Source organism: Streptomyces sp. NPDC002499 (genome assembly GCF_053595415.1).
Genome location: NZ_JBSFXO010000007.1, coordinates 490,074 through 503,442 on the forward strand (window position 1 = coordinate 490,074; position 13,369 = coordinate 503,442).

The 13,369-nt window shown below is 70.8% G+C and carries 13 protein-coding genes; 5 read left to right on the forward strand and 8 right to left on the reverse strand.

What is annotated here, in order from left to right; all coding sequences use genetic code 11:
• Positions 1-8 precede the first annotated feature (8 nt).
• From ACWD5F_RS22255 to ACWD5F_RS22270, 4 genes are all read right to left on the reverse strand, one after another.
• On the reverse strand, positions 9-1,466 hold the full coding sequence (locus tag ACWD5F_RS22255; protein WP_451256561.1) for a CitMHS family transporter: 1,458 nt from the start codon (positions 1,464-1,466) through the stop codon (positions 9-11).
• Between the two features lie 138 nt (positions 1,467-1,604).
• The gene (locus tag ACWD5F_RS22260) at positions 1,605-3,842 is read right to left on the reverse strand and encodes a molybdopterin oxidoreductase family protein (protein WP_451256562.1); all 2,238 of its coding nucleotides are present in this window, start codon (positions 3,840-3,842) and stop codon (positions 1,605-1,607) included.
• Between the two features lie 172 nt (positions 3,843-4,014).
• Positions 4,015-4,632 (reverse strand): TetR family transcriptional regulator, encoded by a 618-nt coding sequence (locus ACWD5F_RS22265; protein ID WP_401727668.1) that lies wholly within the window; start codon positions 4,630-4,632, stop codon positions 4,015-4,017.
• Positions 4,632-5,246, reverse strand: a complete 615-nt coding sequence (locus ACWD5F_RS22270; protein WP_451256564.1) for a hypothetical protein — start codon at positions 5,244-5,246, stop codon at positions 4,632-4,634. The genes ACWD5F_RS22265 and ACWD5F_RS22270 overlap by 1 nt, the downstream gene beginning before the upstream one ends.
• A gap of 171 nt (positions 5,247-5,417) precedes the next feature.
• Between ACWD5F_RS22270 and hmgA the strand changes: the two genes are divergently transcribed.
• The 3 genes from hmgA to ACWD5F_RS22285 are packed head-to-tail and all read left to right on the forward strand — an operon-like array spanning position 5,418 to position 8,693.
• Entirely contained in the window at positions 5,418-6,734 is a 1,317-nt protein-coding gene (gene hmgA, locus ACWD5F_RS22275) for a homogentisate 1,2-dioxygenase (RefSeq protein WP_451256566.1), read from the forward strand.
• A gap of 26 nt (positions 6,735-6,760) precedes the next feature.
• Entirely contained in the window at positions 6,761-7,510 is a 750-nt protein-coding gene (locus ACWD5F_RS22280) for a GntR family transcriptional regulator (RefSeq protein WP_451256568.1), read from the forward strand.
• Between the two features lie 40 nt (positions 7,511-7,550).
• Positions 7,551-8,693, forward strand: coding sequence for a type ISP restriction/modification enzyme (locus ACWD5F_RS22285; RefSeq protein WP_451256570.1), 1,143 nt, complete (start codon positions 7,551-7,553; stop codon positions 8,691-8,693).
• Positions 8,694-8,769: 76 nt separating this feature from the next.
• Here the strand turns inward: ACWD5F_RS22285 and ACWD5F_RS22290 are convergent, their stop codons facing one another.
• Positions 8,770-9,486, reverse strand: a complete 717-nt coding sequence (locus ACWD5F_RS22290; protein WP_451256572.1) for a TetR/AcrR family transcriptional regulator — start codon at positions 9,484-9,486, stop codon at positions 8,770-8,772.
• A gap of 63 nt (positions 9,487-9,549) precedes the next feature.
• Between ACWD5F_RS22290 and ACWD5F_RS22295 the strand changes: the two genes are divergently transcribed.
• Both ACWD5F_RS22295 and ACWD5F_RS22300 read left to right on the forward strand, forming a co-directional pair.
• On the forward strand, positions 9,550-10,497 hold the full coding sequence (locus ACWD5F_RS22295; protein ID WP_451256574.1) for an ATP-binding cassette domain-containing protein: 948 nt from the start codon (positions 9,550-9,552) through the stop codon (positions 10,495-10,497).
• On the forward strand, positions 10,494-11,276 hold the full coding sequence (locus ACWD5F_RS22300) for an ABC transporter permease (protein ID WP_451256576.1): 783 nt from the start codon (positions 10,494-10,496) through the stop codon (positions 11,274-11,276). Before ACWD5F_RS22295 ends, ACWD5F_RS22300 begins: the two co-directional genes overlap by 4 nt.
• 131 nt (positions 11,277-11,407) lie before the next feature.
• Here ACWD5F_RS22300 and ACWD5F_RS22305 read toward each other — a convergent pair whose 3' ends face one another.
• The 3 genes from ACWD5F_RS22305 to ACWD5F_RS22315 form a co-directional block, all read right to left on the reverse strand.
• The gene (locus ACWD5F_RS22305) at positions 11,408-11,677 is read right to left on the reverse strand and encodes a hypothetical protein (RefSeq protein ID WP_401727551.1); all 270 of its coding nucleotides are present in this window, start codon (positions 11,675-11,677) and stop codon (positions 11,408-11,410) included.
• Between the two features lie 126 nt (positions 11,678-11,803).
• Positions 11,804-12,610 (reverse strand): anti-sigma factor, encoded by an 807-nt coding sequence (locus ACWD5F_RS22310; protein ID WP_451256578.1) that lies wholly within the window; start codon positions 12,608-12,610, stop codon positions 11,804-11,806.
• Positions 12,607-13,149 carry a sigma-70 family RNA polymerase sigma factor gene (locus ACWD5F_RS22315; protein ID WP_124002580.1) on the reverse strand — a complete coding sequence of 181 codons (543 nt, stop codon included), beginning with the start codon at positions 13,147-13,149 and terminating at the stop codon, positions 12,607-12,609. Before ACWD5F_RS22315 ends, ACWD5F_RS22310 begins: the two co-directional genes overlap by 4 nt.
• Between the last annotated feature and the right edge of the window lie 220 nt (positions 13,150-13,369).

Consider the following 13,369-nt stretch of genomic DNA (forward strand, 5'->3'; position numbering starts at 1 on the left):
CACGTGGGTCAGATGATGCCGAACAGGATCCCTGAAACGAGCACCACCAGCGAGGTCAGGGCCGCCCACTTCACCACGAACCTGGTGTGGTCGCCGAACTCGACCTTCGCCATGCCGACCAGGACGTACACGGCCGGCACCAACGGGCTGGACATGTGCAGCGGTTGGCCGACGAGCGAGGCGCGGGCGATCTCCAGGGTCGAGACGCCGTGCGCGTTGCCGGCCTCGGCGAGCACCGGCACGATGCCGAAGTAGAAGCCGTCGTTCGACATGAAGTACGTGAGCGGGATGCTCAGTACGCCGGTGACGAAGGCCATGTGCGGGCCCATGCCGTCGGGGATGTTGTCGACCAGCCAGGTGGCCATGTGGTCGACCATGCCGGTGCCCTGGAGGACGCCGGTGAAGACGGCGGCGGCGAAGACCATGCCGGAGACGTTGAGGACGTTCTCCGCATGGGCGCCGAGGCGGGCCTTCTGGTCGGGCATGTGCGGGAAGTTGACGGTCAGGGCGAGGGCGGCGCCGAGCAGGAACAGGACCGGGATCGGCAGCCACTCCATGATCATGGCGGTGAGCAGCGTGACCGTGAGCAGCGCGTTGAACCAGTAGAGCTTGGGGCGCAGGGTCGGGCGGTTGGGGTCGAGGCCCTTGAAACCGTCGTCCTCGTCGTCCTCGTCGGGCAGTTCGGCGTCCGTACCGGAGCCGGCACCGCCCGTACGCTTGGTGAACTTGCCGGAGCCGGAGCCGGAGCCAGTACCCGAGCCGGCGCCCACCAGGACCGTCTCGGTCTCCTCGACCTCCTCCACGACCTTCGCCGTGGACTTCTCGTCGACCAGCACCTCGTCCAGTGTCAGCACCCCGAGCCGCTTCCGCTCGCGCCGCCCGAGGACGTACGAGAGGGCGATGACGAAGACCAGGCCCACGGCGAGCGCCGGGATCATGGGGACGAAGATGTCGCTGGCGTCGACCTTCAGCGCGGTGGCGGCGCGGGCCGTCGGACCGCCCCAAGGCAGCGTGTTCATCACGCCGTTGGCCATCGCGGCGACGCCGGTCATCACGACCAGGCTCATCTTCAGGCGCTTGTAGAGCGGGTACATCGCCGAGACGGTGATCATGAAGGTGGTCGAGCCGTCGCCGTCGAGGGACACGATCGCGGCGAGCACGGCCGTGCCGACGACGATCCGCATCGGGTCGGCCTTGCAGAACTTCAGGATCCCGCGAACGATCGGGTCGAAGAGGCCGACGTCGATCATCACGCCGAAGTAGACGATCGCGAACATGAGCATCGCCGCGGTGGGGGCGAGGCTGGTGACGCCGTCGATGACGTAGTCGCCGAGGTGGGCGCCCTTGCCGACGAAGACGCAGAACAGCGCCGGGATCAGCACGAGCGCCGCGATCGGCGACATCTTCTTCAGCATGATCAGGACCAGGAAGGTCGCGATCATGGTGAAGCCGAGGATGGTCAGCATGAGTGGATACCTAACGTTCGCCCTTGAACTCCCACCGGAGACGGCGGTCCGACGACGTTAGGTCCGTTCAAATGCTGTTAACAAGACGTTGACGCGTGAGCAATAAGCGCAAAACTGCAGGTCACAGCTTTGCTCAGGTCACAGGGCCAGGACGGCGGCGCATTCGACCGGCACTCCGTTGAGGACGGCGTTGCCCGAGAGCGGGTCCAAGAGGCTGCCGTCGAGGAGCTGGTTGACGTTGACGCCGGGGTCGACGGAGGCGTGGTTGAGGCGGGTGCCGGCCCGGCTGTGCCCCCAGCCGTGCGGCAGGCTCACCACACCCCGGCGCACGCCGTCAGTGACCTCGGCGGGTGCGGTCACCTCTCCCCCGGCGCCTTTCACCCGTACCGGCGCCCCGTCGCGCACGCCGAGCCGTTCGGCGTCCTCGGGGTGGATGTGCAGGGTGCAGCGGTTGGTGCCGCCGGTGAGGGCGGGGACGTTGTGCATCCAGCTGTTGTTGGAGCGCAGATGCCGGCGACCGACCAGGACAAGGCCGTCCGGGCGCTCCCGCAGGGCCCGCCGCAGCCGCGGCAGATCGTCCACGATCGGCCCCGGCAGCAGCTCGACCTTGCCGCTCGCGGTCTTCAGCGGCTGCGGCAGCCGTGACTTCAGCGGTCCGAGGTCGATGCCGTGCGGATGCGCGAGCAGCTTCTCCAGGCCGAGCCCGTCCGGTCGTACGCCGAAACCGTCGCCGTACGGGCCCAGGCGCAGCATCATGTCGATCCGGCGTTCGGGACCGGTGTCGCCGTGCAGGAGGCCGGCCAGTTCGTGCGGGTCGCGGCCGTGGACCGGTGAGTGGGGGTCACTGACCGCCTTGCCGAGGGTCTGGTCGATCACCATGGCGTCGACGGCTCCGGGGTCGGCGCCGTGCATGCCGGTGGCGGCCAGGATCAGCCGGGCGAGGATCTCGGTCTCGGCCATGCGGCCGGGCTCCAACGGGACCGCGGGGCGGGTGTAGCGGACCTGGTTGCGGACGGCGAGGGTGTTGAACGCGAAGTCGTGGTGCGGGCTCTGCGACGGCGGGGGCGGCGGCAGCACGACGTGCGCGTGGCGCGAGGTCTCGTTGAGGTACGGGTCGACGCTGACCATGAAGTCCAGGGAGTCCAGGGCCTTGTCGAGCCGGTCGCCGTCCGGCGCGGACAGCACCGGGTTGGCGGCGACGGCGATCAGCGCGCGGATCGGCTCGCCCTCCGGGGTCGCGGTGTCGATCTCCTCGCCGAGCGCGGAGAGCGGCAACTCACCCTTGGCCTCCGGGTGTTCACTCACCCGGGAGCGCCAGCGGCCGAGCTGGAAGCCACGCCCCGGCCCGGCGGGGCGCGGTGTCCGGTCGGTGGCCGCCAGCGGGAAGAGGGCGCCGCCGGGGCGGTCCAGGTTGCCGGTGAGGACGTTGAGGACGTCGACGAGCCAGCTGCCGAGCGTGCCGTACGGGACGGTGCAGCTGCCGATCCGGGCGTACACGGCGGCAGTTGGGGCCGCCGCGAGTTCGCGGGCCAGGGTGCGGATCAGCGGGGCCTCGACGTCACAGGCCTCGGCGACCGCCTCGGGCGTGAAGTCCCGTACGGCGTCCTGGAGTTCCTCGACGCCCTGGACGTGCGGCGCCAACTCCCCGAGTGCCACCAGGTCTTCCTCGAAAAGGGTGTACGCCATCGCCGCGAGGAGCAGGGCGTCCGTGCCGGGCCTGATCGCGATGTGGCGGTCGGCGAGCTTGGCCGTGCGGGTGCGGCGCGGGTCGATGACGGTGAGGGTGCCGCCGCGCGCCTTGAGCGCCTTGAGCTTGCCGGGGAAGTCGGGGGCGGTGCACAGACTCCCGTTGGACTCGAGGGGGTTGGCGCCGATGAGCAGCAGGTGGTCGGTGTGGTCGAGGTCCGGCACGGGGATCGCGTTGGCGTCGCCGAAGAGCAGTCCGCTGGAGACGTGCTTGGGCATCTGGTCGACCGTGGACGCGGTGAAGACGCTGCGGGTGCCGAGCCCGGCGAGCAGGACGGTCGGGTAGAGACCGCCGGCCACGGTGTGCACGTTGGGGTTGCCGAGCACGACGCCGACGGAGTTCGCGCCGTACCGCTCGACGACCGGGCGCAGGCCCGCGGCGACCGCGTCGAAGGCCTCCGTCCAGGTGGCCTCGCGCAGCTCGCCGTCGCGCCGCACGAGCGGGGTGCGCAGGCGGTCGGGGTCGGCGTCGACGGCGCCGAAGGAGGCGCCCTTGGGGCAGATGAACCCCTTGCTGAACACGTCGTCGCGATCGCCGCGGGCGCCGGTGACCCGGGTGCCCTCGATGGTGAGGGTCAGCCCGCAGGTGGCCTCGCACAACGGGCAGATTCGCAGGGCGGTGCGGGACACGGGTCCTCCCGGGGGCAGCGGTGCCTGTCCCGGTGAGCATACCGACCGGTATGGACGGAGGGGAGGCCTCTCGGGGGTGAGGTCGGAAACCCGCGAGCCGCCAGGACCGTAGAACCCGGTCGGGAGGCGGACACCGGTCGGGACGCGGACCCGGCCGAAAAAGGGGCCGCCCCTAGTCGAGCACCCGGGACAGATACGCCCGCAGCAGCTCCCGGGCCTCCTCGATGATCTTCTCGTCGCCGTCCGGGGCCATCCGGAAGGCGAGGTGGACCAGGGTGTCGGCGGTCTCCACGGCGATCAGGAAGGTCCGGCGCAGATCCTCGTCGGGCTCGCGGTCGATGTAGCCGGAGAGCATCTCGGTGAGGCGGTCGGCGACCCGGTGGTTGGGTTCGGCGTGGCGGGTGCCGACCGGGATCTGGTTGCCGAAGTCGACGAGGGAGAAGCCGGGCGCGGTGCGCTTCATGGCCAGGTACTCGTCGAGGACGGCGTCCATCGCCGTGCGCCAACCGCCGGCGCCGGCCGTCTTCAGCCGCTCCGTGACGCGCTCGGTGAAGCGCTCCAGGTTGCGCTGGGCGAGGGCGTCGGCCATCTGCCTCTTGTTGCCGAAGAAGCGGTAGACCGAGCCGATGGGCACGCCGGCGCGCTGGGCGACGGCGCGGGTGCTCAGGTCGTCGTAGCCGACCTCGTCGAGAAGGTCGGCACAGGCGTCGAGAATCCGGGTCAGGCGTTCGGCGCTGCGCCGCTGTACCGGCGCACGGCGTAGCGATGTCGCTTGGGGCACGGGCTTCATCATGCCGTTCCGACGCCGTTGGGTGAAGCTCGCCCCCCAGCATGCGGATCAGGGTTCGGGATATCGAACGTCGTGGTGTTCGCGGTGGAGCTCGGCGTCACCCCCGAATCCGGCTCCGACTCCGACGCGGTGATGTCGGCGGTGCTCTCCACGGCCTTGCCGTCGACCGCCCACACGGTCCCGTCGTCGGCGTACAGCCGGGCGGTGACGTGATGGGTGCCGCGCGGGACGAGCTCGGCCGGGAGGCGGTAGGACGGGCCGCGCAGCCGGGTCACCAGGTGGTGGTCGACGTAGAGGTAGGCGAAGCCCTGCCCGGCCACCGCCCGGGACTTCGTGCCGGTCGGCGAGAAGCGGAAGTGCTGGACGGTGAGCCGGACGTCCCAGCTGTCGTCGGTGTCCGGCTGCACCTCGATGCCGACCTCGGGCGCGCCCTTGCCGTCGACCTCACGCAGGTGCCGCCCCTCCTTGTCGGTGTCGTCGAGGAGCTTGCCCACCGGCGAGGGCGAGTCGCCGTTCTTCTGCTCGTGGGCAGCGCTGCTGTCGCAGCCCGCGGATCCGGTCGACAGCAGGACACAGACCGCGAGCGCGGCAAGAAGACCCCGTGACCACGACATGCTCGGGAGACTAGAACAACGGTCCGACACTCCGAATCCCCCTGGAGTCTGGTTCTGGTTCCTCCCTGGTGAGGAGGCCGGCCCCGGACGAGACCGCCCGACCGCCCTCTTGCGCCCGCGAAACCGCATTCCTATGGTGGTACATAGGAATCAGACCGCAAGGGAGCGCTCATGTCCGGGGACGCCCGCAAGACCGCGGAGGGGTTGACCTACCTCTCCGGCTTCGGCAACGAACACAGCTCCGAAGCCGTGCCCGGCGCCCTGCCGGACGGCCGCAACTCGCCCCAGCGCGCACCGCTGGGCCTGTACGCGGAACAGCTCAGCGGTACGGCCTTCACCGAGCCGCGCGCCCACAACCGCCGCTCCTGGCTCTACCGCATCCGCCCCTCGGCCGCACACCCGGCGTTCACGCCCACCGCCAACGGCGCGATCCGCACGGCCCCCTTCACCGAGTTCGTGCCCGACCCGAACCGGCTGCGCTGGAACCCGGTCCCCGCTCCCGCCGAGGGCACCGACTTCCTGGCCGGCCTGTGGACCCTGGGCGGCAACGGCGACGCCACCCAGCGCACCGGCATGGCCGTGCACCTCTACCACGCCAACGCGTCCATGGACCGCGTCCTCAGCGACGCCGACGGCGAGCTGCTGATCGTCCCCGAGCACGGCGGACTGCTGCTGCACACGGAGTTCGGGCTGCTGCACGTGGAGCCCTCGCACGTGGCGCTGATCCCGCGCGGGGTCCGCTTCCGTGTCGAGCTGCTCGACGGGTCCGCCCGCGGTTACGTGTGCGAGAACTACGGCGCCCCCTTCCGCCTCCCCGACCTGGGCCCGATCGGCGCCAACGGCCTCGCGAACGCCCGGGACTTCCACGCCCCGGTCGCCGCCTTCGAGGACGTCGAGGGCCCGGTGGAGGTGGTCAACAAGTTCTGCGGCAATCTCTGGACGGCGACCTACGACCACTCGCCCCTCGACGTCGTCGCCTGGCACGGCAACCTGGTGCCGTACGTCTACGATCTGCGCCGCTTCAACGTCATCGGGACGATCTCGTACGACCATCCCGACCCGTCGATCTTCACGGTGCTGACGTCCCCGTCGGACACCCCGGGGCTGGCCGGCGTGGACTTCGTGGTGTTCGCGCCGCGCTGGCTGGTGGGCGAGGACACCTTCCGGCCGCCGTACTTCCACCGGAACGTGATGAGCGAGTACATGGGCCTGATCGAGGGCGCCTACGACGCCAAGGCGGAGGGCTTCGTGCCGGGCGGCGGCTCGCTGCACAACATGATGTCGGCGCACGGTCCGGACCGGGAGACCTTCGACCGGGCGAGCGCGGCGGAGCTCAAGCCGCAGAAGGTGGACGACGGCCTCGCGTTCATGTTCGAGACGCGCTGGCCGGTGACACTGACCCCGCAGGCGGCCCACGCGGAGCACCTCCAGCGGCACTACGACGACGTGTGGCAGGGCATGGAGCGACACTTCCGCCCATTGCACTGATCGCGGACGACCGGTACGGATAGCCCGTGACCTCCTTCGCCCCGGACTCGATCGTCCTGAACCGCAAGCTGCCGCTCTGGTATCAGGTGTCGCAGTCCCTGCGCGCCTCGATCCTGGGCCGCTCGCCCCAGGACCCGCTGCGGCTGCCCACCGAGGAGCAGTTGGCGGGGCACTACGGGGTGAGCGTGCTGACCATGCGGCAGGCGCTGAAGGAGCTGGAGGACGAGGGCCTGATCACGCGCCACCGCCGCCGGGGCACCTTCATCGAGCCGACCGCCCGCCGGGGCACGCCGGTCCGGCTGCTGGGCTCGGTCGACGCGATCGTGGCTCAGCAGTCCGGCATGGTCACCGAGCTGCTGGCGCACGGCAGTTCACCGGTGCCGCCCGAACTCGCCGAGTACTTCCCGGACCTGGCCGAGGTGGCGACGTACCACCGGCTGCGCGCCGACGAGAAGACCGGCGAGCCGACCAACCACGCGCACAACCACGTCCGGCCCGAACTGGCCGCCCGTTTCGACCCGGACGAGCTGGTGCGCTGGCCGATGACGAAGGTACTGCGGGACGTCGTCGGGGCGGACATCAGCCGCATCACGGACACCGTGGAGGCCCGGCTCGCGGACCCGGAGACGGCCCGGCTGCTCCAAGTCCCGCTGCTCAGCCCGATCCTGCACTACACGGGCATCACGTACGACACCGAGGGCCGGGTGCTGGACGTGGCGGTGATCCACTACCGCGGCGACCGCTTCTCCTTCACCGTGACGCTGGACGCCACTTGAGCCCGGCGGCCCAGGCTTCCTGTCGGCGGCTCGTCGTACGATGCCCAGCGTGACGCACGACGACGCTCCGCCGCTGGCGGACCTGATGCCGTGGTCCGTCGCACCGCCGCGGCTCGGCCGGGGGTGGCCGACGGGCCCCGACCCGGCCTCCCTGAAGGCGCGTTGGGACACCCTGGTCAAGGCCGAGGGGCCGGACCGGGAGGCCCTGTTCGAGCCGACCCGCTCACGCACCCTGCACACGGCCGTGGGGCAGTTGCCCGGACAGCCGGGCGGCACGGAGAAGTTGTTCCGCGCCACCGGCCCGTCCGCCGAGCCGGTCCGGGTACTGGCCGCCGCGTTCGACGAGCAGTGGCTCATCCCGGACCACCGGCTGATCGACGCGGCCCGCCCCGAGCTGTGGCGGGTGGCGGACGAGCACCAGATGTTCGTGGTGGAGACAACGGACGCCCCCCTGCTGGCGACCCGGCTGATCCCGATCCTGCGCCCCGGCCGCGTCCGCCCGCTCTACCGACGCCCCGGCGGCACGGAACCCAACCTGACGCCCGGCCTGCTCGCCCACCTCGGCCACTCCCCCGATCCGGTGGACTTCCTGGCCTGGACGTTGACGGCGATCCGCCCCGACCTCACCGTCCCGCTCCCCCGGGACCCCGAACTGTGGGCCCGGGGCGTGGAGTTGGGCCACCGCGCCCTGTGGCTCCTGAACCGCGACGGAGACCGCCCCAAGCTCCCCGGCGGCCGCCGCCCCTACGTCCGCGCCCCGCTCCCGGCCCGCCCTCTCACGGTCCACTACGACCGCGAGGAAGAGACACTCCACCTGGACGAGGGCCGAGTCTCCCCGGTCCCACCCGAGGCCTGGGACTTCGAGACGACCCCCGGAGCCCGGGTCCTGGAGCACTGGTTCACGGCGAGAACGGCGGAGGACGCGGAGCGAGGCACCCTCGCGGCGATCCGCCCACCCGGCTGGCAACAGAGCTGGACGTCCGAACTCCTGGAACTCATCACGGTATTGACCCTGTTGGCGGAAGTGAGGGATCAGCAGAAGGAGTTGACGATCCCGGACACCATCACGGCAAAGGAGCTACGCACGGCGGGCATCCTCCCGCCCCCGGAGTCGACACGACACCCGGCGACAGTGCTGGACCACCACGAGGAAGGCCCAGAGGGACAGTTCGCACTCATCTGACCGGCAACTCCTGCCAACCCAGGGGCGCGGGGAACTGCGCGACCAGCCACATGCGGCCCGCACCCGCAAAACAACGTCACCCCCGCGGAGCAAACGCGTCCAACACCCTCTCCAACGCCAGCTCGAAAACCGCCTCCAGATCAATCGGCCCGGCATCCTCGGAGAAGGCGGCAGCCATCCGCGGATACGCCCCCGTGGCGACCTGCCCGAACAGATACGCCATCCGCACCTCACCCTCCTGCTCCGGCGACCACGGCAGCGACCGCGACCGCTCAGCCGTGGCCAACTCGTTGGCGACATACGTCGTCACCACACCGTTGAGCATGCCGACCAACTGCATCTTCAAGCCGTAGGTCAGATCCTCGCGCGAGTCCAGACAGGCCAGACAGTGCTCCAGGTAGCGCAGGGCATTCGGGCTGAACCCGTACACCGGTGACATCAGCCGCGGCAGCCAGGGATGACGGTGCATCAGCGAACGCGTCTGGTGCGCCACCCGCTTCATGTCGCCCCGCCAGTCCCCCGTCGGCTCCCACAACTCGTGCTCGCCACTGATCGCGTCCACCATCAGCTCGTGCAGGTCCTCCTTACGGGGGACGTAGTTGTACAGCGACATGGTCCCGCAGCCCAGTTCGGCCGCGACATGCCGCATCGACGCCCCGTCGAGGCCGTCCGCGTCGGCGACCCGCACCGCCGCCGCCGCGATGTCCGCGCGGCTGTACGCGGGCTTCGGCCCCCGGCCCGTCCGCTCGGGACGGGCCCAGATCACTTCGGGTACGGCCGCTCGGCCCGCCATCGATCATCACCTCGCCCACAATGGTAGTTACGTACAGCGTACGTAGTGCGCTATGGTCAGGGCATGGATACTACGTACGCTGTACTTAGTGAAGGTCTGGAGAAGCGGTTCGGCGAGGTGCGCGCGGTGCGCGGCCTGGACCTCGCGGTCGCCAAGGGCACCGTCTGCGGCGTCCTCGGACCGAACGGGGCGGGCAAGACCACGGCCGTGCGGCTGCTGACGACCCTGCTGCGCCCGGACGCCGGCTCGGCCCGGATCGCCGGGCACGACCTCGTGCGGGAGGCCGCGGCGGTACGGCGCAGCATCGGCGTCACCGGGCAGTACGCGTCGGTCGACGGCGACCTCACAGGGCGCGAGAACCTGCGCCTGTTCGCACGGCTGCACCGGGTGCGCGGACCGGCCGACCGGGCCGGCGAGCTGCTCGACCGGTTCGGGCTCGCCGAGGCCGCCGACCGGCCGGCGTCCACCTACTCGGGCGGGATGCGCCGCCGCCTCGACCTCGCGGCGAGCCTCGTGCGCCGTCCGGAGGTGCTGTTCCTGGACGAGCCGACGACCGGCCTCGACCCGGCCAGCCGAAACCTCGTCTGGGACGCCGTCCGCGAGCTCACCGGGCACGGCACGACGGTGCTGCTCACCACGCAGTACCTGGAGGAGGCCGACCAACTCGCCGACGACATCGCACTGGTGGACCGGGGGCGGGTGGCGCACACGGGAACGCCGGCACAGTTCAAGGCGCTCATCGGGACCCATGTCGAGGTCGTCGTCGCCGATCCGGACGTCCTGGTGAAGGCGGCCGCCGTGCTCGACCAACTCACCGGCGCTGAACCGACGTTCGACCGCGAGCGGGCGGCCGTCGGCGCGGTCGCGCGGGACACGACGCTCACCCTGCCGCGGCTGGTGCGCGAACTGGACGCGGCGGGCGTGCCGTTGCTCGACGCGAGCCTGCGGCCACCGACGCTCGACGAGGTGTTCCTGCAACTGACCGCCGACTTCGAGGAGCGAGTGGCATGAGCGCGCTGGCGTACGACGGAACAGCCATGCTGGGCCGCCAGTTGCGGCGGATACGGAACAACCCGGGGCTGCTGATCCTGACCCAGACGATGCCGATCAGCATGCTGCTGTTCTTCGGCTACGTCTTCGGCAGCGCGCTGGCCATGCCGGGCGGGGAGTACCGGCCCTTCCTGGTGCCGGGGCTGCTGGTGGCGACGGCCGCGAACGGGATCATGACCGGCATGTTCCAGGCGGCCCAGGACACCCACCGAGGCGTCATGGACCGCTTCCGCACCCTGCCGGTCAGCCGGGCCGCCGTACCGCTCGGACAGGCGCTCGCGGATGTCGTCGTCACCGCCGCGGGGACCGTGCCGTTCCTGCTCGTCGGGTACGCGGTGGGCTGGCGGATCGAGGGGAGCGCCCTCGAAGCGGTGGGCGCCGTGGGGCTGTTGCTGCTGTTCCGGTTCGCGACGACCTGGGTCGGGATCTTCCTCGGGCTGCTCACGCGCAGCGAGGAGGCGGCGGGGCAGCTGGGCGGGGCGACCTTCATGCTGCCGCTGCTGTCCAACGCGTACATCCCCACCGAGGGACTGCCGGGCTGGCTGCGCACGATCGCCGAGTGGAATCCGATCAGCGCGGTGACGACGGCTCTGCGGGACCTGTTCGGGAACGCGCCGGTGCCGGAGGGCGCGGCCTGGCCGGTCGCACATCCGGTCGCCGGGTCACTGATGTGGTGCGCGGTGCTGATCGCGGTGTTCCTGCCGTCGGCGGTGCGACGGTACGCGCGCGGGGAGCGCTGACCTCAACGGGCATGGGAAAGCCGGGTGTTGTCTCTCGGTACCGAGTGGGTGGGAGGTACCGAGAGACGACCGGACGGCGTGCCGAACCGGGCATGGTCCCTCGATGACGGCGTCGAGGGACGCCGGTGAACTCAGCGGCCCCCGAACAGCGAACGCCGCAGCCTGCGCAGCGGAGCGAAGAGCGAGACCCGGCGCACGCGCGCACCCTGGTCGCTGCGGGTCCTGGTGGTGTCGCGAGCGGTGAGCTCAAGCATCAGCGAGGTCGCCTCCGCCGTCTCCCGCTGCGGCACGGCAGGGCCCGCCAGCACCGAGAGATGTCGGTCGAGACGCGAACTGGTCGCGCTGCTCCCGCACGTGATCGCAGGGACCCTGGCCCTGCTGTGCATCGTTATCTGATCCATGTCACTCCCCACCCGTACAAGTCCACCCGGCCCGGGCAGGGTAACCCTATCGCCCCAACCGGGCACTCGTGTATCGCGGTCACAGGATTCACCTTCCCCGCAAGGAGGTTGACGACTCCCCTCTCGTCACTCTCCGAATCCAACCGATTTCAGGGCGAGTTGGACAATCGGCTGGCTGGTGGGCTGCGCCGAGCCCCCGTCCGGCTCGACGGTCACAGCGAGTGATGTTGCCGACTTGTTGAGACCGGACGCGACCAAGGGCGTGTCGCCCTTGAACAGGCCGAGGGAGCGCGGTTGCTCGTCGGGGCGCATGAGCCACAGTTGGTGCACGCGGTCGCTCGCCAGATCGTCGTATCCGCTCAGTGTCACCACCGCGCGCCCCTCCTCGGCCGAGGCGACCACGCCGATGCTCCGCCCCTGCGCGTCCTTGCCGGTGCTCGCCCGCGCGTCCGGAGCGGAGAGAACGTGGGCGATCTCACGCGACTGCGACTGCGCCGCGTCCAGCTTGTCCTGGGTCCGGTTCGCCTGCACCGCGAAGAGCGAGGCGACGACGAGGGCCGCGGCGGCCGTGGCGGTGGCGAACGGCACGAAGAACGGGCGGCGCTCGCGAACGCGCCGCGGGGGCGGCTGAACGCCCCAGACGTGCGGCGGCAGTTGCGGTGTGTGCTCCCGCGCCTGTTCCCGCACCGGCGGGGGCACCTGCGGAGTCGTGCGTACGGCGGCCAGCACCCGGTCGCGCATCGCGGCCGGCGGCGGGGCGGCCGTGGACCAGGCCAGCCGGACGGCGTCCTCGGTGAGCGCCCGCACCTCGGCGGCACAGACCTCGCACGTGCGCAGGTGCTTCTCGAAGCGGGCCCGCTCGGCGGGGTCCAGGGCGTCGAGCGCGTAGGGGGCGGCGAGCGAGTGCAGATCCTCTCGGCGGAACAGACTCATGCGACACCTCCCAGGCACTTGCGCAGCTGGGTAAGTCCGTCGCGCATCCGGGTCTTGACCGTGCCCAGCGGCAGCGAGAGCCGCTCGGCCACTTCACGGTACGTGTAGCCGTCGTAGTAGGCGAGGGTGACGGACTGGCGCTGCAGGGCGGTGAGGCGGTCCAGGCAGCGGCGTACCCATTCGCGCTCCATGCCGGCCTCGACCTCCTCGGCCACGTGGTCGAAGGCGGGGCCGTTGGTGCGCTGGGCCTCGCGCTGTTCGCGTTCGCCGGCCGCGCGGGCGCTGCGGACCCGGTCGACGGCCCGGCGGTGGGCGAGGGTGAGCACCCAGGACAGCGCGCTGCCGCGCCCGGGGTCGAACCGGCCCGCGGAGCGCCAGAGTTCGAGCAGCACCTCCTGGGACACCTCCTCCGACTGCGCCGGGTCCCGCACGACGCGTCGGACCAGTCCGAACACCGGACCGGACACGAGTCCGTACAGCTCCTCGAATGCCTTCTGGTCGCCGCCCGCGACGAGCACCAGAAGCTCGTCCGCCTCCACTCGGTTCCCCTCTCCCCGCCCGCATGGGCCCCGTCCTGTCACACCAGGCATTCGCAACGAACGCACCTCCGGATGGGGTTACGGATGAGCGTGCCCGAAACGCGGGTCCGCGGCCGACGAAACAAGATTCCCGCTCCGGCTGAAACGAGGGTGCGAGTCCGCCGTAAGAACGTTTGGGATTCGACCAATCCATCCTGCCGACCGCTCCGAATCAGCGTTC

What these genes read in the sequence shown, in the direction of transcription:
- ACWD5F_RS22300 (WP_451256576.1), top strand. Translation starts at nt 10,494, where the DNA reads ATGAGCGCGCTGGCGTACGACGGAACAGCCATGCTGGGCCGCCAGTTG.
- ACWD5F_RS22265 (WP_401727668.1), bottom strand. Translation starts at nt 4,632, where the DNA reads ATGAAGCCCGTGCCCCAAGCGACATCGCTACGCCGTGCGCCGGTACAG.
- ACWD5F_RS22295 (WP_451256574.1), top strand. Translation starts at nt 9,550, where the DNA reads ATGGATACTACGTACGCTGTACTTAGTGAAGGTCTGGAGAAGCGGTTC.
- ACWD5F_RS22290 (WP_451256572.1), bottom strand. Translation starts at nt 9,486, where the DNA reads ATGGCGGGCCGAGCGGCCGTACCCGAAGTGATCTGGGCCCGTCCCGAG.
- ACWD5F_RS22285 (WP_451256570.1), top strand. Translation starts at nt 7,551, where the DNA reads ATGCCCAGCGTGACGCACGACGACGCTCCGCCGCTGGCGGACCTGATG.
- ACWD5F_RS22255 (WP_451256561.1), bottom strand. Translation starts at nt 1,466, where the DNA reads ATGCTGACCATCCTCGGCTTCACCATGATCGCGACCTTCCTGGTCCTG.
- ACWD5F_RS22310 (WP_451256578.1), bottom strand. Translation starts at nt 12,610, where the DNA reads ATGAGTCTGTTCCGCCGAGAGGATCTGCACTCGCTCGCCGCCCCCTAC.
- hmgA (WP_451256566.1), top strand. Translation starts at nt 5,418, where the DNA reads ATGTCCGGGGACGCCCGCAAGACCGCGGAGGGGTTGACCTACCTCTCC.
- ACWD5F_RS22305 (WP_401727551.1), bottom strand. Translation starts at nt 11,677, where the DNA reads ATGGATCAGATAACGATGCACAGCAGGGCCAGGGTCCCTGCGATCACG.
- ACWD5F_RS22270 (WP_451256564.1), bottom strand. Translation starts at nt 5,246, where the DNA reads ATGTCGTGGTCACGGGGTCTTCTTGCCGCGCTCGCGGTCTGTGTCCTG.